This window comes from Candidatus Micrarchaeota archaeon, from assembly GCA_028866575.1.
In the GTDB taxonomy this organism is placed as follows: domain Archaea; phylum Micrarchaeota; class Micrarchaeia; order Micrarchaeales; family Micrarchaeaceae; genus UBA12276.
In genome coordinates, this window is the sequence record JAGWHU010000002.1 from 27,890 (window position 1) to 47,694 (window position 19,805).

The 19,805-nt window shown below is 43.1% G+C and carries 21 protein-coding genes; 12 read left to right on the top strand and 9 right to left on the bottom strand.

What is annotated here, in order from left to right; translation table 11 throughout:
* Nucleotides 1-15: 15 nt before the first annotated feature.
* From KGI06_01245 to KGI06_01260, 4 genes are read left to right on the top strand one after another with little or no spacing between them, the layout of a single operon-like run.
* Nucleotides 16-720, top strand: a complete 705-nt coding sequence (locus KGI06_01245) for an ABC transporter ATP-binding protein (GenBank protein MDE1870846.1) — start codon at nt 16-18, stop codon at nt 718-720.
* The gene (locus tag KGI06_01250) at nt 717-1,994 is read left to right on the top strand and encodes a hypothetical protein (GenBank protein MDE1870847.1); all 1,278 of its coding nucleotides are present in this window, start codon (nt 717-719) and stop codon (nt 1,992-1,994) included. Before KGI06_01245 ends, KGI06_01250 begins: the two co-directional genes overlap by 4 nt.
* A 15-nt stretch (nt 1,995-2,009) precedes the next feature.
* Nucleotides 2,010-3,302 (top strand): ABC transporter permease, encoded by a 1,293-nt coding sequence (locus KGI06_01255; GenBank protein ID MDE1870848.1) that lies wholly within the window; start codon nt 2,010-2,012, stop codon nt 3,300-3,302.
* Nucleotides 3,303-3,330: 28 nt separating this feature from the next.
* Entirely contained in the window at nt 3,331-4,050 is a 720-nt protein-coding gene (locus KGI06_01260; GenBank protein MDE1870849.1) for a PIG-L family deacetylase, read from the top strand.
* Nucleotides 4,051-4,068: 18 nt separating this feature from the next.
* Here the strand turns inward: KGI06_01260 and KGI06_01265 are convergent, their stop codons facing one another.
* Nucleotides 4,069-4,467: a hypothetical protein gene (locus KGI06_01265; GenBank protein ID MDE1870850.1), complete on the bottom strand. Its 399-nt coding sequence runs from the start codon at nt 4,465-4,467 to the stop codon at nt 4,069-4,071.
* 192 nt (nt 4,468-4,659) lie between these two features.
* Between KGI06_01265 and KGI06_01270 the strand changes: the two genes are divergently transcribed.
* Both KGI06_01270 and KGI06_01275 read left to right on the top strand, forming a co-directional pair.
* Nucleotides 4,660-4,791, top strand: a complete 132-nt coding sequence (locus tag KGI06_01270; GenBank protein ID MDE1870851.1) for a C2H2-type zinc finger protein — start codon at nt 4,660-4,662, stop codon at nt 4,789-4,791.
* 173 nt (nt 4,792-4,964) lie between these two features.
* Nucleotides 4,965-5,405: a hypothetical protein gene (locus tag KGI06_01275; GenBank protein ID MDE1870852.1), complete on the top strand. Its 441-nt coding sequence runs from the start codon at nt 4,965-4,967 to the stop codon at nt 5,403-5,405.
* Between the two features lie 21 nt (nt 5,406-5,426).
* On the opposite strand, the gene KGI06_01280 is transcribed toward KGI06_01275, so the two are convergent.
* A complete protein-coding gene (locus tag KGI06_01280; GenBank protein ID MDE1870853.1) occupies nt 5,427-5,819 on the bottom strand; it encodes a helix-turn-helix transcriptional regulator in 393 nt (130 codons plus the stop codon).
* 100 nt (nt 5,820-5,919) lie between these two features.
* Between KGI06_01280 and KGI06_01285 the strand changes: the two genes are divergently transcribed.
* The 4 genes from KGI06_01285 to KGI06_01300 all read left to right on the top strand — a co-directional run bounded on the left by KGI06_01285 (nt 5,920) and on the right by KGI06_01300 (nt 10,444).
* The gene (locus KGI06_01285) at nt 5,920-6,810 is read left to right on the top strand and encodes a rubrerythrin family protein (GenBank protein ID MDE1870854.1); all 891 of its coding nucleotides are present in this window, start codon (nt 5,920-5,922) and stop codon (nt 6,808-6,810) included.
* A gap of 92 nt (nt 6,811-6,902) precedes the next feature.
* On the top strand, nt 6,903-7,682 hold the full coding sequence (locus KGI06_01290; protein ID MDE1870855.1) for a hypothetical protein: 780 nt from the start codon (nt 6,903-6,905) through the stop codon (nt 7,680-7,682).
* 93 nt (nt 7,683-7,775) lie between these two features.
* Nucleotides 7,776-8,981 (top strand): hypothetical protein, encoded by a 1,206-nt coding sequence (locus tag KGI06_01295; GenBank protein MDE1870856.1) that lies wholly within the window; start codon nt 7,776-7,778, stop codon nt 8,979-8,981.
* A 509-nt stretch (nt 8,982-9,490) separates the two neighbouring features.
* The gene (locus KGI06_01300) at nt 9,491-10,444 is read left to right on the top strand and encodes a Fic family protein (GenBank protein MDE1870857.1); all 954 of its coding nucleotides are present in this window, start codon (nt 9,491-9,493) and stop codon (nt 10,442-10,444) included.
* Between the two features lie 42 nt (nt 10,445-10,486).
* On the opposite strand, the gene KGI06_01305 is transcribed toward KGI06_01300, so the two are convergent.
* The 7 genes from KGI06_01305 to KGI06_01335 form a co-directional block, all read right to left on the bottom strand.
* Nucleotides 10,487-11,161: a hypothetical protein gene (locus KGI06_01305; protein MDE1870858.1), complete on the bottom strand. Its 675-nt coding sequence runs from the start codon at nt 11,159-11,161 to the stop codon at nt 10,487-10,489.
* A gap of 42 nt (nt 11,162-11,203) precedes the next feature.
* Nucleotides 11,204-11,653: a hypothetical protein gene (locus KGI06_01310; GenBank protein MDE1870859.1), complete on the bottom strand. Its 450-nt coding sequence runs from the start codon at nt 11,651-11,653 to the stop codon at nt 11,204-11,206.
* A gap of 254 nt (nt 11,654-11,907) precedes the next feature.
* The gene (locus tag KGI06_01315) at nt 11,908-12,936 is read right to left on the bottom strand and encodes a hypothetical protein (GenBank protein ID MDE1870860.1); all 1,029 of its coding nucleotides are present in this window, start codon (nt 12,934-12,936) and stop codon (nt 11,908-11,910) included.
* 64 nt (nt 12,937-13,000) lie between these two features.
* Nucleotides 13,001-15,658, bottom strand: a complete 2,658-nt coding sequence (locus KGI06_01320; protein ID MDE1870861.1) for a hypothetical protein — start codon at nt 15,656-15,658, stop codon at nt 13,001-13,003.
* A gap of 262 nt (nt 15,659-15,920) precedes the next feature.
* Complete coding sequence (locus KGI06_01325; GenBank protein ID MDE1870862.1) at nt 15,921-16,097, bottom strand: hypothetical protein; 177 nt, start codon at nt 16,095-16,097, stop codon at nt 15,921-15,923.
* 258 nt (nt 16,098-16,355) lie between these two features.
* Nucleotides 16,356-16,718: a hypothetical protein gene (locus KGI06_01330; protein ID MDE1870863.1), complete on the bottom strand. Its 363-nt coding sequence runs from the start codon at nt 16,716-16,718 to the stop codon at nt 16,356-16,358.
* Nucleotides 16,719-16,722: 4 nt separating this feature from the next.
* Nucleotides 16,723-17,367 carry a hypothetical protein gene (locus KGI06_01335; GenBank protein ID MDE1870864.1) on the bottom strand — a complete coding sequence of 215 codons (645 nt, stop codon included), beginning with the start codon at nt 17,365-17,367 and terminating at the stop codon, nt 16,723-16,725.
* Between the two features lie 80 nt (nt 17,368-17,447).
* Here KGI06_01335 and KGI06_01340 point away from each other — a divergent pair, with 80 nt between their 5' ends.
* On the top strand, nt 17,448-18,608 hold the full coding sequence (locus KGI06_01340) for a hypothetical protein (protein MDE1870865.1): 1,161 nt from the start codon (nt 17,448-17,450) through the stop codon (nt 18,606-18,608).
* Nucleotides 18,605-19,801 (top strand): CRISPR-associated endonuclease Cas1, encoded by a 1,197-nt coding sequence (gene cas1 / locus KGI06_01345; GenBank protein MDE1870866.1) that lies wholly within the window; start codon nt 18,605-18,607, stop codon nt 19,799-19,801. The genes KGI06_01340 and cas1 overlap by 4 nt, the downstream gene beginning before the upstream one ends.
* Nucleotides 19,802-19,805 lie beyond the last annotated feature (4 nt).

Here is a 19,805-nt window from a genome sequence, read left to right on the forward strand (position 1 = left end):
CAATGAGATGATACTATGCCAGCCTCAAAGGCCAACGAATCCGTCGTCGTGACGCACGTCTCCAAGGTGTACGGCAGCGGAGCCATTGAGGTGGACGCGCTCATAGACGTGAATTTCTCCTTGAAAAAGGGGGAATTCGTTGCGATAGTCGGGCCCTCTGGAAGCGGCAAGTCCACGCTGATGCACATACTCGGCACTATAGACAAGCCCACAATGGGCGAGGTCTACATAGACGGGGAGGCTACATCGGAAATGGACGGCAACAGGCTTGCGGAATTCAGGAACAAGAAGCTGGGTTTCGTTTTCCAGGCATTCAACCTGATCAACGGCCTGGATGCTGAGATGAACGTCGAATTGCCGTTGATGGCAAGCCCGATGCCGATGGACGAGAGGAAGGAAAGGGCCGACGATATACTTGTCCAGCTGGGGCTCGGCGACAGGCTGAGGATGAAGCCCACGCAGCTCAGCGGAGGGCAGCAGCAGCGGGTTGCAATAGCCAGGGCATTGGTCAACAGCCCGGCGATGGTCCTTGCTGACGAGCCGACAGGAAACCTTGACACCAAGTCCGGCGACGACGTAATAAAGCTCTTCAAGAGCATAAGCAGGAGCAAGGGCGTTACTATAGTCATGGTCACGCACAATACGGATATTACCAAGTTTTGCGATCGTGTCATACACATACGTGACGGGAAAATAGAGAAAATAGAGGTATACAAATGAACAGGTTGAACATATTCGGGATCATGGTGCTGGCTGTAATGCTTACAGTCGGGTTTGCATTTGCGGGCACGAGCGGCCCTGCGCCAATACCACCGCCGCCGAACTTCCAGATAAGCACGAACGTAATAACCCTTTGCAAGGGCATGCTGAACAGCGTGCCTATTTCCATAAAGACGCCCAAGGGCGCCGCCGTTATGGAAAACGTGCAGCTCAGCCTCACCAATTCCAGGTATGCCTATACTGTTGGCAACGGAACGGTGAGCGCGGTCAACGTAACAGCAAATGCAACGAAGACCGTGCCCCTCATGGTGTTCGTGAGCCTCAACGCAACGCCGCTCATATCGACTGGCATGAGCATAAACTACCAGTATCTTACGCTTTACACCGATACTGAGGTAAGGAACATAAGCTTCGGCACGGAGACATGCGCCACCCCGCTTTTAGTCTCCGTTTCCCCCGGAATACTAACCGCAGGCAGGATACAGAACGTAACCCTGAATTTCACCAACACCGGAAACACCGTGCTCAATTACCTTTCGATACACGCCTCACTGCCAGGGGCTGACGGCACCTTCCTTGGATTGCAGCCGATACAGATAAGCTCGATAGCGCCGAAGGGCAGCGCCAGCATAAAGGAGGAGATATACGTGTTCAACAACGCCTCGCAGTCGTTCCCGATAAACATGTCTGTCAACTTCTACAACGTGAGCAGCCTCGTCCAGATGAGCGTGAATCCCATAATGCTGTCAAGCGGGCTGATAAACATAACGCCGTCAAGCACCACACTCTCGCCGCCGACTCCGGCTTCGGGAAGCATATTCTCAATATCCTTCGTGCTCACCAACGTGGGGACTACCAAGGCCTCTGCAGTGACGGCCACGGCGCTTGCGCCCAAGGGGTTCTCCTCTTACGGCACCAACTCGACTTTCGTGGGCGACATGGCAGTCGATACCCAGACGCCTGTAACGCTTACCCTGATATCGCAGGGCTCGCTTGCAGCTGGAAACTACACGATACCGGTAAGGGTGAACTACCTGAACAACCTGAGGCAGAACCTCAGCACCACAATCTACGTGCCCGTGGAGATCACTAAGGTGCTCTCCTCTAACTCGCTTTCGAATGGAAGGCAGGGCAGGTCTGGCGGAGGCAGCTCCCTTGTATTCCTTGCGCTGATAATAATAGTCATAGCAGTATTGGTGCTCTTCCTTATGGAAAGGGGGAAGCACAAGAAGCTCAAGGAGGAGCACAGGCGCCTCAAGAGCATGCAAAAATAGAAAAGGTTCGCATGTATGGACATAAGGGACACGCTATGGCTCAGCTACAAGGATCTTAGCGAGAAGAGGGTGAGGACCGCGCTCACCATAGTGATGGTGGTGATAGGGGTTGCGGCAATAGTCGCGCTGACCTCCGTTACGGCAGGCATAAACGAGAGCATAAGCTCGCAGCTCAACACCCTGGGCCCGACATCCATTCTCCTTACGGCAGGGACCCCTGCAGGGTTTACCATAGCGGACATAGCCAAGATATCCTCACTGCCCAACGTGACCGGCGTGACGCCCGCATTGTCGGGAAGCGGGTACATATATGCGGGAAACCAGAACGTGTCCGTAACCATAATAGGCGTGGAGAGCAGCGGCATAACCAAGCTGCTGGGGCAGAACGTGAGCTTCTTGCAGGGCTCGCTGTATTCGGATTCCATAAACCCGGAGATAGTCGTGGGGCACGGCGTCGCATTCCCCGGAGGCGCAGGGAGCTCGCAGAAGATAAGCGTGGGCCAGACGGCAACATTGAGGCTCATAAGCGACAGGGGCAGCGAAACGCTTGCGGTGCCTGTTGTAGGTGTGCTGCCAACGTACAGCAGCGCAATAATACCTATAGACACTTCCATATTCGTGTCCCTGCAGGCAGCTGAGTTGCTTTTCCACAGGTCATCCTTCAACGAGATGGACGTCGCGGCGTCCAATGCGACCAGCGTCAATGCCACTGCTGCGCTCATAACAAGCATATACGGCAGCAGCGCCAGGGTGATAACGGTAGCTTCGATACTCGCTACGGTAGCCTCCATAACAAGCTCCCTTGGATTGCTCTTCGGGGCGATTGCAGGGGTGTCGCTGCTTGTAGCCGCAATAGGCATAATGAACATAATGCTGATAGCTGTATACGAAAGGACGCACGAGATAGGCATCATGAAATCCGTAGGATTCAAGAACAAGAACGTGCTCACCATTTTCCTGACGCAGGCGCTGATAATAGGGATAGTCGGCGGCATAATAGGCATAGGATTGGGTGCTGCAGCGTCATACGGGCTATCTGCCGCATTCAGCAGGGGCAGCAGCAGCACTCCGACCACATCAAGCTCTAATGCCGGGCCCAAGGGCGGAGGAGGGGGAGGCGCTGTCTTAGGCGGTGGAGGAGGAGGCGGAGGCTCCAGCAGCTCATCGCTCAGCTTCCACCCGGTCTTTCCGCCCACAACCATAGTGCTTGCGCTGCTGATCGCAATAGTCGTCAGCATAGTTGCAGGATTATATCCTGCATGGAGGGCATCAAAGATGGAGCCGATAGACGCTCTTAGGAGCCTATAGGGGCTTGAATGTTTTTTATGTGATTTATATGGACAAGAATTCTGGAAAACTGGTAGTACTGGGAGTTTGCGCGCATCCCGACGACCTTGACGCGGGGGCAGGCGGCACGTTCGCCAAATGGGCGAAGGAGGGCGCGGAATGCCATTACCTCATATGCACCGATGGAGGCAGGGGATCCGTTGACCCGACGATCAGCTCCAAGAAGCTCATGGAAATAAGGAAGAAGGAGCAGCTTGCAGCTGGAAAGATACTTGGATTGAAGGGGGTCCATTTCCTGGATTACAAGGACATGGAGCTGGTCCCGGACATGGGTCTCAAGAGGGACATAGTGAAATACATCAGGAAGCTGAAGCCTGACGTAGTGGTGACTACAGACCCCACTTTCGTGTATTCCAAGATGGGGTTCATAAACCACTCGGACCACAGGGCAGCCGGGCTTGCCACCATAGATGCAATTTACCCGCTTGCGAAGAACTCGTTCGCGTTCAAGGAGTTGGAAAGGGCCGGCCTGAAGCCGCACAGGGTAAAGGTGATTTACCTGATAAATTTCGCCGAAGGGAACGAATTCGTGGACATATCAAAAACCATGGACCTAAAGGTCAGGGCGATAGCCGAGCACAGGACGCAGGGCCTGAGCAGGAATGCGGAGATGTTCAGGAGGATAGGCGGCATGGTAGGGAAGAAGGCAGGCTACAAATACGCAGAGCTGTTCGTGAAGATAGACCTTGAGCACGCGCTCAACAGGTGACCAGGCGGCAAACAGCCGTTATCTTATGGCGTATACCGTATCCCCTGAATTCACGCTGCCGTCGATCTTTATGCCTACCGAGGAGCCCTTGGAGGCGCTTTTCACGCTCTTCTTGTTTATCTGCATGCTGGATACTATCATCCTTACAGGCTCGTCTGGACTGTCTATCTCTATCGTGTCGCCCAACTTGAGGCTTGATGTAAGGGATATGGCTGCAACGCCCAAGTTGCTGAAAAACTTTTCAACCCTGCCAATCCGCACGCGCTTCTGCTCCGTGTCTGGTTGCACATTACCGGATTCTGGCTCTTTGCCGTATCCGAGCAGTTCGTCCAGGTCCTCGTCCCTGGTCTTTCTGGAAGGACTGACGCTGTTTTCATAATCCTCGATGTCGGACATCAGGTCGTCTAGATCGTGCATGGTTGATACACCTGTTTTATAATATGACAGCAGTTATTTAATAGCTAATACCGAGCACGCGTTTATTCGCCTTTTTGCGCCTAAGATTTTTGCAAAACCAGACGGTAAAATTCGGCTTTTCGGTTTTTGAAACCTAACAATAAAAAAGGGTATTTAGCCTTTTTTAGTAATAATCTTAGTGGGTGATGTAATATGCCAGAATACATATGTGACGTATGCGAAATAAATTTCGCATCGCAAAGAGAACTGGATGAGCACATGAAAAAGCAGCACGCCGGAGAGACTGAAAACAGGGGCGCGGAGAAGCCCGGAAAAAGGCAGTAATCTCATAAGAACACTGCAAGTGCATGTTGCGGGGTGCGCTGCATCCCGCAACGCCTAGTTGTACAAGCGTCTTCAGAGTATTTATTTTACTAAATAAAGTTTATTTTCCTGCAAAGAAACAAACAAAACAAATTTAAATGCCGTAACTCCAATTATCGTTAGTAGATGGTAAGATGGAGCAAAAAACAGTATTGGTAAGCCAGACGTGCGTGGTGCAAAAGCCAGGCAGTGATTCCGGATCTGTCATGGAGGTACTAAGGAGATACTCGGATTTATACATGGAGAACCCGGAAAACATCTACAGGTATTTTGAATTGATGCTGAACGATCAAAAACCAGCAGTAAGCATAGAGATATACGGCAAGTCCGCAGAAAGGGTTGTCGCGCTCAGGGAGGATCTGGAAAGGTTCTTCTTCGTCTTCGGCACGGATAATGAGGGCAGCGGCTCCCACCATCTTTCCGTAAGCAAGATAAGATCCATTGCCAAATACGTTTCCATAATAGAGAAGGAGGGTTTTTCCGGCAATGCCGGGACCATAGGGCTTCTTCTTGGATACAAGCTCAACGAGGTAATGGATTACGTAAAAAAGACCCGGGAGGACGGCATCAAGTAATCTATTCCTGCACAGGTATTCTTAGCGCTTTGCTTTTCTTGAAGGCTGGATTTCCAGGCATTCATAGCAGCGGCTGCTTGCGCAGGACGCATCCATCCCGTATATTGAAATTCCGAGCTCTTTCGCGCTGCGCACGAATTCCATCACATAGGCGCCCCTCTTCGTAAGGGAATAATCGGTATGCAAAACGCCGTTCCTTTTTCTTGCCGTTTTCTTTATTACCTGCGCATCTGAAAGTTCCTTCAGGCTGCCGCTCAGGTTCTTCGGGGTTATGCCATTAAGGGCGGATTGGATTGCGTTGAATTGCATGCTAGCGTGCTGGAAATACAGCACCTCCATTATGGGGATCGTCCAGCGCTTCCCGACTATGTGAAGCAGGGAAAGCGTAGGGCATGAATAGAATGCATTTTCCATAATCTGTTTTGTAATATTTGGATATTAAAATGTTGCGGTTGCTAAACTATTTGATTGCCAAAGAAAAATGCAATAAGGCAATCGGTGAAGTTCAGTTGCAATGGTAGATGCCTTGGACAAGCTATCAGATATCGCATACGATGAGGCAAAGGACGAGATTACGGATTATACGATATACAGCAGCCTGTCCAGGATCGCAAAAAACCCAAAGACGAAGATGGTTTTCTCGGAATTGTCAAGAACGGAGCATTCGCACTACAACTTCTGGATGGGGTATAGCAGAAACAGGAAAATAAGACCTAACGCACTTAAGGTCTACCTAGTCATTTTGATGCATTATTTGATGGGCGGAGCATTCGTGATAAAATACCTGGAAAAGGGCGAGACATCCACGATAAAGAAGTACAAATCCCTGGAGCGCCTTGTGCCGAAAAAGGACCTGCCCAGATTCAGGAGGATCATAATCGATGAGGAGCACCACGAGCTGATGTTCGCAAGCCAGATACAGGGGAGCTATGTCAAGTATATTTCCTTCATAGTGCTAGGGCTGGCGGATGCGCTGGTTGAAATAGCCGGCATACACGCGGGATCATTGGGGATATACGATTCCACAAAGCTGACCGGCCTGGCAGGGATAGTTGCAGGGGCAGCGGCATCCATCGCGATGGCATCCGCGGCATACGCACAGGCCAAGCAGGGCTTCAAAGGCTCGGCTGCGCTCGCGGCAGGATACACCGGCATTTCGTATTTCATAAGCGCTGTGATACTCGCGCTGCCCTATTTCCTTACCGAGACCATGCTTATAGCCATAACATCATCTGTGATTCTAGGAATGGCGATAATCGCCACGGTAAGCTGGTACAACTCGGTAATATCGGAAAGCAGCTTCAGGAGGGATTTTGCGGAGCTGGCAGGGATAATGGTAGCCGCGACCATAGTGCTGTTCCTGTTCGGTATAGCAATAAGGGGCATTTTCCACATATCCATCTAGCCTGAGGGGATTGTGCCGCTTTTAAGCCTTTTGAGTCAGGTTTATATATTAAGGGCACGACATTGGCTTGTCAGAGCATTGCAAGTGATGGAATGGCCACGATACACATGCAAAAAGAGGAGGAAAAACGGCATCGTTTCCCATGCCTGAGGGGAAGTGCAGCGGGAACGATGGTCCTATCCGCAGCATTGGCGTGTTCGCCTGCAGTGGCGCAGTCCCAGGCAGGTATGGTAAGAAGGGGCAATATGGCAAGTGCGCCGAGGGCCGCAAGGCAGGTACAGGACGGCTCAGCCAATGCACATAATGGTGCAGTCATGCCAAGTCTCAAGGATTTGAGGTTCAATTTCTTGGAGAAGCCTTACAATTATACAATGTCAAACAGCATTTTGAAGCCTGAAACAGAAAGCAGGTGGCCGAAGCTGGATCAGGGGCTAATGCTTTCTACAATAATTCTAGACGCAATAGACTGGAATCAGACGCTGCACAGGGCGGACCATCTTTACAAATTCAAGAAGAATTCAGGGTACACGTACTACGAAGGCGGAAGCTATTTCGGGGAAACGGTTCCTAAATATGAGGGTGGTCTTCCGCTAATAGGAAGCCCGATCCTTGGTAGTTCGCCATCGCCGAAGCGGGTTAACCTGTATTTCATGGGCTTGGCAGCGGCTGACATCATAATACCGAAGCTGCTAAGGAACCACGATAAGCTCAGGAAGATCTATTTCGGCATAAGGATAGCCGCAGAGTCAGACTGCACGATACGCAACATAAATGGGGATGCGCAATGGGACAAATGGTATTCTTCCAGCGAAACCTGGCTGGACGAAACGTGCAAGGCGCATCCGGATTTATCTTTTTGCCGCACCAGATAATCTTTGTTGGGATTCAAATTCCAACAAAATACTTTCCTAATTGTTTGCTGGCAAAAGGCATATGAACCATTTATGCGCATTATTAATGATTCAATGCTGTTCGGGAAGGCTGCGCCAAGGGAAGAGGTAGACGCATCGGAGCTCAACGCTTATCTTAACAAATGCTTCGATGAAAAACTTAAGAGGCTGTCCGCAAGGACCCCGGCAATAGAGAGGGAGCTGGAGCGCGCATTTTCCTCCTTCAGAAATGCGGTTGAAAAATTTTCGGAATCGGAGGCAGGGCCGAACATGGACTACCTATTCGGGGTCAAGGAAGGCTATCTTATTTCCCAGAAGCCAAACTACTGCAGCTCGTTGCTTCACATCGCATCGGTGCCTCCGGAATATGATGGGAAAAACATATACTACAAGGGGGAAAGCATAGTCAGGTCTTACGGCAAATTCATGACAGAGGTGCTAAAGGCTAACAATACCTTCAAGCTGGTTATGATGGCGTACGCAAAGGAGCTTGGCGACACAAAGACGTCGTTCAATGCGATGGAGCGGCTGTGCAAGGACCTGAGCGGCGAGCTCGGAAGCTGCGGGCAGCAGCTCAATGAGTATAGACGATTGGAAGACAGGATAAAAGCATTGATTGATGACATGTCAAAGATAAGTCTATTCAAGCATTCGCTGGATGGCAAGCCCGAAACAGGGCAATCGCAGGGGAGCGCGGAGGAGGATGCAGCGAAATTCATCGATGGCAAGGAAAAGGAGCTGGAGATGGCAAGGAAGCGCTACAATGACGTTAATCGCTCCGTTACAGGGATCCTTTTACCGATAGAGAGGGTAGCAAGAAAGCACGATTACATAGCTTCCTCGAAGATAAAGCTGACCGATTACATAAAGGAGCCAGCAGAAAGGATACGGAAAGAGGAGGACGTGAGGGAACTTAACAGCCAGATCTCCGCGATAATGGAAGAGATAAGCACCGGGAGGACCAAGGTCAAAAATGCCGACAATCTCGCCATGCAGCTCAGTGCCATAAAGGGCACGAACCTGCTTGGCCTGACGGAATCGTTGCGCGAATGCGGGAATGAAATCAAAATGCTGCAGAAGGAAATAGCAAGAATGCAGGCGGTGCTGCAGGAGCTGGATAAAGGCAAGAATGAAAAGACGAGGATGCTTGAAGAGCGTGAAGAGATAAAGAAAGCGGTAGAAATATGCCGCGCAACAGTTTCTTCGGGAAAAGAGGAGATAGAGAAGCTATTCCATGATTATTATAGAAGGCAGATTACGGTAAATGCAGCGACCGACTGAGATCCTAAGCATATAGAGCCTTGGCTCATCGCCCTCTTTTTTCTTTTGCGACCGCATGCTTTGCAATGAACATGACAATTGCAGCAATGACTAACCAGATGAGGGCATCCTCAGCAAAGATTATGGAATAAAGATTGGTCCAGTAACATGGGGCATACCCGCCGCAATACTTGAAGCGATACGCCATCGGAAAACCGATCCCGTAGGCCGAGCCGCCAGGAGAGGACCACAGCCACCTTACAGGAATCCCGGAAGCGGTTGCAATAACCAGTCCGGCGATTAAAGAAATGAGCAAAATTCTCGCATTAGTTAACTTCATATTATTTTAAACGCAGAAAGAATTAATATTAATGACATATAAAGCCCAGGAGAGCTCTATTAGATATATCCAATTCCCTTTGCATATCTGTAGATATGCAATTATAAGAACTTTGGAAAAGCGTAATATAATATACGGTTAGTTGCATATTATGTCTACAATTACAACTATTTGCTAAAATGTAGACATTATGTCCATAAAGTTTAAATACTTGTTTATTGTAGACATATATGTGTCATTTATAGAGAAGCAAAGGCATGGAAAGCACTTTTACTACTACTTAGTAAAGAGTGTTAGGATCACCCCGGCCAAAGCAAAAAGGCTTAGGATTTTCCTAGGCAGAGAAATACCTAAACATGCCGAATTACAGCAGTATTTTGTGGAACTCGAGAAAAAGACAATGGAAGCCCGGTATCACGCCAAATGGCTTCCTATGGAGCTTGTAGAAAAAGTTGATGATCTTAGTGCTTCTATAACAGTATTTCATAAAATACCTTCAAATGCATTGCCAAAAGACTTTCTGGTCAGATATACTTACAATACAAATGCCATAGAGGGCAATAGGCTGACGCTTAGACAGACTGCACTTGTGCTTAGTGACAGAATAGCCCCAGAGGGCTCGCGGGCGGATGATGTAATAGAGGCACTTAATGCTGTTGATGCATGGAATTTCATCAAATCCTATAGAGGCAGGCTGAATAAGGCATTTGTGTGCAAGGTGCAATATGAAATAACAAAGAACACATCTTGCAGAATTCAAGGAGGTTATAGGGATAGCGGAGTCAGAATATCTGGTTCAGAGCATATCCCACCAAAACCAGAAAAAGTTCCAAAACTGCTTGAAGATCTATTCAAGCAATTCTACAACCAAAAGAAAAATCTGCATCCGATAGAACTAGCGACGTTTCTACATAATAGTTTTGTAAATATACACCCATTTACAGATGGAAATGGAAGAACATCTAGGCTTCTTATGAATTGGATTCTGCTTAGGAACAAGTTTCCGCCAGTAATAATAGAGGTTACAAACAAGGAGCATTATTACAACTCAATTGAAGCTGCAGACAAAGGCGATCAGAAGCCATTTGCAACATTCCTGTGCAATCAGCTACTTGAACAATACACTATTACTGTGTCAAGCTAAAGCCGGGGTTATATATATAATCCCTATTTTGCACCTACTTTATTAAAATTTAAAATCAAACAGACTAAATTCCCTATTCTTTTTAAAATTAACATCTTCAAGTTCGTTTAATAATACTCCCATAGCTTCTTTAATATCATACTCTTCATAGTTTTTAGATTTTAATTTCGAGCAGTAGCTAGAAACAATTTGCTTAATATAATTATTCTTCTTTTTTTCAGTGTATTGGCCTTTTGATGTATCCTTTTCAACCTTTTTCTTAAGTTGTTCTATATACTTTTGCAATTCATCTTCAGCTAAAGCGATCTTTGGTTTAAAACTAATTAGATATAGACCACGAAATTCATTTTGTCTATCATTAATGGTGATAAATTTCTTGTTTTGAGGCCAATTTATAGTTCTACCATCAGCCAGCGGTATAAGAAGCGTCCAAATCCCATTTACAGTTGTACATTTGCATACTACATAAGGATTACTTTCATATTTGCCATCAACTGTAAAATGTCCTCTGCTACCAGCATTAACTCTGACCAAGAAACAATCACAGTCTTTACAAAGATAAGACGTAAATTCTAAAAAACTCGGTAGATATTTTCCAACAGGTGTTCCTCTATAAATCCCTAAATTGCTAACCATGTATGTTAATTTTGCTACTTTTTCTAAATTTTCACAATTACATTCGCAATGTGTACTATCTATATGACATGCTTTACACATATTTGTTACCTTACATGATTTAAAAAATGTCTTCCTTTTGTTTTATATAACTATGCCATTATTGCAGTTTGAACACCACCATATATACTGCGATACCGTTTCCTCATATTTTCCAAAGCCTTTGTTAACAATCTCAGTACCCTTAGTTTTGATGATATCCATCGACTTATTACATTTGTTACAAATTGGTCTTTCTATTGTTTTTATATAAACAGTTTTTTCACCTATCTTAAAAGAAACCACAGGCTTTTCACAATTACAATCCTTTATTTTGCATTTGATTGATGGAACTTTATTTGTATTTATATGTAAGGCAGTCTCATGTATAAATGATACTTTTCTGTCTAAACGGCTATTATTTCTACCACGAACTTTTTCAATAAAACTAGGCTTGATTAAATCGGTTTTATGGTGTGGGATTTTTAATATAGTTACTTTATGTCCACAGAAACCGCAGATATGCTCTTTTTGTTCTTCTGTTGTTAGTTCCATTTGATCATATAAATGATATTATTCATAATAATTTTAAACATACTTTGATCTTAGATGTTTACATTGATTACAAAAATAAGTCTGTTGGCCATTTTTTAATATCCATATATACCTTCATGTCCTTACATGGACAGTTACATTCCTTTTCCTTAAATGCTGGTATTAAATCCATTTCTACTTGCTTAGTAGCTTCATTAAAAAATTCTTTTTTTAAAATTAAACAACTCTTGCACATTTACTCACAATACGTTTTTTTAACTGAAATCTTGCGATACTGCTTGCAATAATCTGTGTGTATTAGCATTAGTACATAAAGAACCCGAGCAAGTAATAAAGGCGATATAATTGCCTTTAGATGCCATTATTACGTTGTCCTCAGTAAAGTATTGTAAACCGTTAATATTTCCTATACTGCTTGCAGAATGCGCTTGTGTAATAAATATTATACTTGCTTGTGGTGTTTGTAAGGTATATTCAGTTAAATTCAAACTTGTTATGTTGTAGTATTCAACGAAATAAGCACTACCAGCTTGCGTATTTGCAAATGTAAGGTTGAAGGCTACTAATTGAATAGGTGTCGGGAATAGATGTATAAGAGATCCATAAGTAGTCTCATTTGCGTTTAATCTGTTTACGCTATATAATCCAATTCCTGATGTGCTATTTGTTCCAAAAGAGCTATTTAATTGACCTTGGGTAAGATATGCCGAGTTTAATGATATTGGAGAAGCTGGTACAAGATAGCTATAATAGACAAAAATTACTGCAATTAACCAAAAGAATACCAATACTTCAATAGTTCCACTTATTAATTTCCTACTTCTTTCATTCATGTTGACTAAATTAAGCAGTTTACCAGCCATGAATCCCAGATAGAATATTATGGCAGTTAGTATTAACACAATAGGGAATGTTAATGTGCCTTTTGCTAATGTGATAAATATTGAACCAAACAAGCTACCAAAAACCTCTTGGTAGAAACGTGCTGCCCTATAAGTAACGAAATCATAAACGAGCAAGATAGCAAATATTATTACAAAATTGATAAAAAGTGTACTTGATGTAAAAAGAGTTGATAATCCAACTGTCCCTTCAAGGTTAAGCAAATGTATTTGAGGTATGCTTAAAATGAGTAAAATTATAGTTATTACGACTGCCTTAATTTGTGGGGTTATATCTTTAAAGGCTTCTGGAAGCTTAACACTCCAAGGTCTTTGTGTGTAACTTTGATTATAATATGTGCTGCTTATGGGTCTATGATACCTATGATGTCTACGAGACACTTTCTTACCCCCTTATTAACCTTAATAACTCACAAACCTTAAATAACTATCCAAAACGTCAAAATCAGCTAAGAGCGTTTAAAAGCTTCTTTAATGTCTTCTTCTTTAGTTCTATGACCTCACCATCCTTCAACTTCTTTAGTTTCTTCCTTAAATAAAACAAACTCCTTCTTGAAATACCTATTTTTCGTGCATCCGATAACGTTATTTTCGATAAGATACCTGTTATCTTGTCCTTAGATGCGTTATCATAAACGACATAATCGTTATCCGAAACGCCGATTATTTCGGATTCATCAAGATTATTCGACTCTTTTCCTATGTGGATAACGTTATCAACAGTTATTTTCTTGCGTGATAACGTGCCGATATCGCCATCGTACTTCTCTTCCTTGTGGTTTATGTAGTCAAGAAACATCTCTGATAACGGTTTCCAGTAGTATTGTGTGTTATTTTCGTAGTATTTTCCTGTCTTGTAATCGACAAATGGCATGTATTTGACTGTTTTCGTGAGTTTTGTATAAGGTATTGCTGGTATTATAGCGTTATCCGAACCGTTATCCTTGCGATATCCTATGCCGACATTGATGAAATTGAACGGTTTGATTTGGTTTTTCGTGTTATTCGTGTTGAATTTGTCGAATCTTTTGATTATTCGGGGTGAGGTTATCGATAATTGAGCTACAATTACGTTATCTTTATACTTATTTTGTATCTCTTCTTGCGTTATTTTACTGTCGTGATAACGCAAAATATCTATCCAGAGTTCTTTCTCCCATTCTTTTGGCATACCTGATATGTAGCCTAAGCCGTGTGAGGAGTGTTTCAGGATGGTTATCTCACAGTTATCTACCCTATACAAACAGTACCTTTTCGCTGAAATACCGTAAAACATCACGTTTTTCAATTCTGTACCGTCCTCTGCCTTTTCGACTTTAAACATCTCTGTCTGCTTACTGTAAGGGTTCAAAGTTCTAAAGAACGCTTGCAAACTCTCGACTATTTCAGGGTTTACAAAGATGCTATCGGTGTCGCAATAGGCATAATAGCCGTTATTCTGGTTTACAAACGTCTCTGCTATAGCAAGAATTAACCTTGCACCAGCTGTCGTGAGTGTTGCGACAATAGGATTGAAGGCTTTGCCTTGTGTTTCTTTTTTTTCGACCTCTGTTTTGATGTGTTCAAGGCCATAAATGTCTACAATACTGCTTTCAGGGATGGTATTTACTTCAGCATATATGCCGTATCCGCCTGAATTCGCTATTATCTTGGCTATATGATCCTGATTCTTGAGTTCCTTGTTATCTTTGTCAGGTTTCAGCGTCTCCTTGACCTCAAGTCTATGCTCAATCATGGCCTTAATCAGACTTGTCTTTCTTGGGTCTATGGTCTTGCCGAATAGCTCTACTGGTTTCAAGTCATTCTGAATTTCCTTCGGCACGAATTTATACGCCTTTATGATCTTTGGAACTTTGCCAGTAAGAAGCTTTGCTGCTATTATGTCAGGATAGGCATAGTACAGCTTGCCTTTTACGTGGTTTATGCCTATGTTGTATACGGTTTTGTTTCCGTACTTAGCCCTTACTGGGAATATGTCATAATCAGCATCTACTAATGTTATACCTCTGAACTTTCTCCAAATTTCCTTATTATTAAGGTCGGATAACGTTATTTTGGCTAATAACTTGGGAAATTCGTTATCTTCGATAACGTCTATGTTATCTGTAATAACGTAATCCTGTAATCCGAGAAGCTCGAACATGGTCGGGTACATACTTGTAAAGTCTATGTATGTAACCGGAATCGGCTGCTTTCTGATATGTACATCAGCACGACCACCATAGTAAGTGGACATTATGTAACCCAACATATTCTTGGGAAAATCAGGGTTCTGTGCTGAAAATGATCTTATGTTCATGGCCTTTATGTATGCCTTACCTATGGATGCTGGTGAATACAAGCTGTTTAATGGTACGGATAGATTGTATGATTCGAACTCTTTGGATAATGCTACATAGAGGTCGTATGATGCCAAAACGTCATTTACACAGTAATCTATGTAATCCAGCGTTATCATGCCGTGTTCTTCGACCTTTTTCTTCTTGTGAGGTACATCGAATTTCTCGCAAGCACTCTCAAGCGTATGGGATTTATCTGTTAATGCAAAGGATAACGTCTTTAGATCAACGAAAGTACCAGCGTACTTTCTTATCTTGGTTCGATTCTTTGAGAACGGCTTGGTGAATCCGATAAAAGAACACTTAGAATCGATGTGCTTTATCGTGATTCTCGGATCGTAAAGCTTGTCAGACAACTTGAATGAGAATGAATTCTTGTCGTTCTTTGATGTACCGCTGCTTATTGCCATCCTTGATATGTCGAATGGCAAGTTGAAACCAATACATATGGCTCTCCTTTGGTACACGTTTTGATAAAATATCCTTATGAACTGCTCTCTGCTTATTAGCTCTACTTTGTTCTTGGTTGCATACTCACGCAATATTGCTAGCTGCTTTTCGTTTAAATCGGAGCCATGTATGAGCATTAACCCTACACGAATGCCATTTTCCCATATTCCACAGCATCCGAATAGCATGTTTTGGTACATGTCTATGGTAGTCTCGAAATCGAACACAAAGACAAGGTTCGAATTGAAATACTTCTCGAACTGTGGACGGTCTTCTCTTTCATTATCCACATAGCACCTTACAGCCACGTTCATGGTATCTCCCTGTAATGCTGTATGTGGCTTGCCAAGGAATCTGCTAGCAACCTGTAGTCCTTTATGCCAGTTTCATAGTGCATCTGCACCAAAATCTCTTTTACACCTTCAAGAATGAAAGAATTCCTAAGATTCTCTGAATTGTTGGTATAATTCCATCTCGAATCCCAAGCCATTTGACGCTCAGAAATGCGTAAATGGCAAGGAACACATACGGTAGCTGTGATCTCCGAGTTCTTCTCACCAGCTATATGATGATTCTCTAGCCTTTTCCGCATATAACGCACTTCTTGTTCTTCTTCTTTGGGTCTTTTGAGAAGACGTGTTGAACGCACTTTATCGCTTTCTGAACGTGCTTAGGGTCGAGATTCTCCTTCTCTGCCTTGTCAAAGAAGGCTTTGGTTATCTCCCCGACCAGCTTATCGTGCTTCTTTTTCACTTTTTGCCACCCAGCAAAGCCAGTATGATAGCTATCGCTATAGCACCAGCCCCAGCTATCCAAGCCCATCCATCGTCATCCGTGTTTCTTTCGGCTTCTCGTTGTTCTGATGCTGGTTCTTGTGCTGATTCGGGTTCGCTACTTGGTTCTTGTGCTATTGGTTGCTGCCCAGATTCCCTATGGAATCTGGACTTGTGAACCCTATAAGATGCACCGCTACTGAACTGCTTACCGCATTCGGTACATTCTCGCATCGAATCACGCTAGCTCTATTAGGCTGTACTTCGTATCCGAATTACTGTTTCCAGTCCTATGGATCACTAGGTCGTTCTTGCCTTCCTTGATCCGTTGCAGAATGGGTTTCACTATCGGGTTCTTGATGTTGAAGCTGATGCTCTTATGAGCACCGTCCTCTACAGTGTCTTGCAGCTCAAATTCAAGCATTGTCCTCTCGAACTTGTCCTTTGTCTTGTTTATGTTGCCAGTCAGCTTGAGCCGTTTGCTCTCACCATCCAGTAGCCTTACATAAAGGACGTTCTTCTCTATTTCTGCATCGTGTTCTTGCATCGCTTGAGCAAGCGATATTTGCTGCTTTTCCATAGTTGTGGCATTGGTTGTCATGCGATCACACATCAATCTTGTAAATATCGTAAAATTCGGGATTTTCCCTACTCTCCGCTATGGCTCTTATGGATTCGGGGTCGGTATCAAGCGTATGCAGCTTGCCTTTAGCATCCCTCACTTTCTTGCCCTTAAAGGCCTTCAGAGCATCAGGATTGCCAGTATTGAGGTATTCCCTTATAGCTGACTGGTAAGCCCCGATAATCGAAGCTTGCCGTGAATCATTCAATTCTATGAATACTTCCTTGCCGTTCTCGTTTATGGCCATTATACGTGAAATACGGTCAAATTTTGAGGGTTTCCAGCGTCCTTTTACCTTCCTGAAGGCATTGGTAGCCTTCCTTACTGCCAGATGGCCTATTCTGTGTTCTCTGCTTAGCTTGTAGACTGATTTGCCAGTCTTTCGGGCATCGGTAAGCACTTCCAAAGCCCTTTCTCGTATAAGCCGTTCCTTAGCCGTTAGGGAATTCCAAGATCGCTTATAGACTGGTACTGGCTTAGCTTTGAACTGAGCATGTCCTCTAAGTTGTTCTAGGCTGGCCTTTGGATAGAGGCTGTGTAGTCGGGTTATTCTTTGAGTATAATTTGTTCGCTTATCTGAAACTGAAAGCCAGCGTTCAAACTTCGAATATCTATTGCTGAATTTCATCGTAAACACCTTTTACAATAGTATATTGCGCTTTAGCGCATATTTATATACTTAGTTGAGTAAAGTAACTATATGATGTTATGAGAAGGAAAGATAGCTATCAGCGTCAGAGAAGACTAAGGGATGAAAATAGAGACAAGATTCTTACGATAGTTCATGATAGCAAAAAGGTCGATTCAAAAAATAACATCATAGAAGGGGCGACCTTTACAGAATTGCAAAAAAAGACTATGCTTTCTCCAGCTGGTCTAACTAAAATCTTACAGAATTTAGTAACAGAAAAGGCTATTGAAAAAACACTGATAAAAATAGATATCATTATCGAAAAGGGAGACGTCTATAGTGATGGAAAGATAAAACCAGAAAAAAGGTTTACTAAAGGCATGAAACCAGTTTATGTACTTACAGAAAAAGGTCAAGCAGAATATAAAGGTATTTGGTTACTCATGCATACACTTCTAGAGTTAAAAGAAATGGGTAGTAGTTATTCTGGCGGTTTGCTTCTTACGCAAACTAATAACGTTGCAAAACCGCTGCCAAATATTATATGCCACGAAACGAATTATCCAAGTTCATTATCCATCGGTCTAAATACTTTTGCAATATCTGCTAATACCCAAAGGGATTTTATAAAAAATGTCATAAACCAATTAAATAAAACTGATTTAAGTAAAATTCCAGACGGATCAAAATCCATATTCGCATTTGAATTGAACTGGAAAGAATACAAACATTTTGTAAAAGATGTTAAAAACTTTATTGAAGATGTAAGTAGCGACAAGGAATTTTTGACTGATCCGAAACTTGAATTTAAAGATACTGATCTGTACAAATTATCACTTCTTGAATCTTATTTATATAATGCTGACCTTTTTGAAGATTCCACATATCAAGATAAATTTCAGAAATTAGTAAAAAAAGAAAAGTTTGTTTCTGATTTATTATCTTTAGGCATGTGGTCAGACTATTTAGATAAAAAAACATTAAGGGAAGTGGAAAAAGCATTAAAATCTGGCGAAGAACCGTTATCGAATAAAAAATTAGCAAAAAAACTTATCATAAAAGCTGGAAATGGTTTTTATGTTCCGCTTTATGATTACGTTGAAATAATTAAAATTCTAAATTATAATGACCTAAAGTTAAGAAACCGACTTCAAGAATATGAAAATATAAACAAATACAGACCCGATATGAGCTTAGTGCTTAAAATACAAAAGGAACTTAGAGGTGAATCAGAATGAATCCTTTATTGATATCTGGATTTGGTACAAACATAAAAGTAGATAAACGCAAGCTTGTTATTACAAACAAGCTCGATAAAATGCAGATAGAATTCTATCCTCATCAAATACCCTACGATTCGATAATTGTAGATGGCCATACTGGTAACATCACTTTTGAAGCGTTACGCTGGCTGATGAAGCACGATATATCCGTATCTATGCTTAACTGGAATGGAGAGTTACTTAGTGTAGCCTTGCCAAAAGCACCAGTTTCGAGCAAATTAAGGATTATGCAGTATAAAATGTACCTTGATGAGAAAGAAAGGCTTAAGGTAGCAGCTACAATCATAAAAGAAAAGGTTGCAAAGTCGTTTGAACTACTGGAAAAGCTATCAGATTACTATAATTCCATAGACATGAACAAGATCAAAAATGCCTTTGAGAACGAAAATAGACTATTTGGGAAGATTAGAGCCAATGATGAATTGATGACGTATGAAGGCCGAATTGCAGATATCTATTGGGTCAATATAACAAAGATATTTGATAAGCTGTATCCAGAGTTCAGATTTGAGAAAAGAGGCAATAAGACCTACAGCCATAACGTCAATGCCTCTGATGAGATAAACGCACTATTGAATTATGGCTATGCAGTACTGGAATCAGAGATAAGAAAAGATATCAATGCAATAGGCTTAGACGCATCTATCGGGTTCTTGCACGAAATACATAGTGGAAGGGCATCGCTGGTTTGTGATGCTCAAGAATTATATAGATGGCTAATTGACCTATCAGTAATACAACTGTTAGAAGAAAGGAAACTCAAGAAATCCGATTTCATAGTAACAGAGAACTATCACGTCAGATTGAAAGAGCATACCGCTAAGTTGTTGATAGAGAAAATAAGGATAAACTTCAACAAGAGAATGCAGTACAAGGGCAAAAGCCATTCATATGAAGGGGTTCTATTGGATAACGTGAGGATATTAGGGAATCATATCATTGGCAAGTCTAACGAATTGAAATTCAGTTTGCCAGAGATAGATATTGTAAGAGAAGACAACTCAAATATCCGAGATAGGATATTGAACATAAATCCAGAGGAGCGAAAAAAATTAGGTATAAACAAATCGACTTTATGGTATCAAAAGAAGCATATAAAAGAAGGAAAGAAGATAAAGATTTATACTAAAACCAGAGCAAAATTGTGAATCA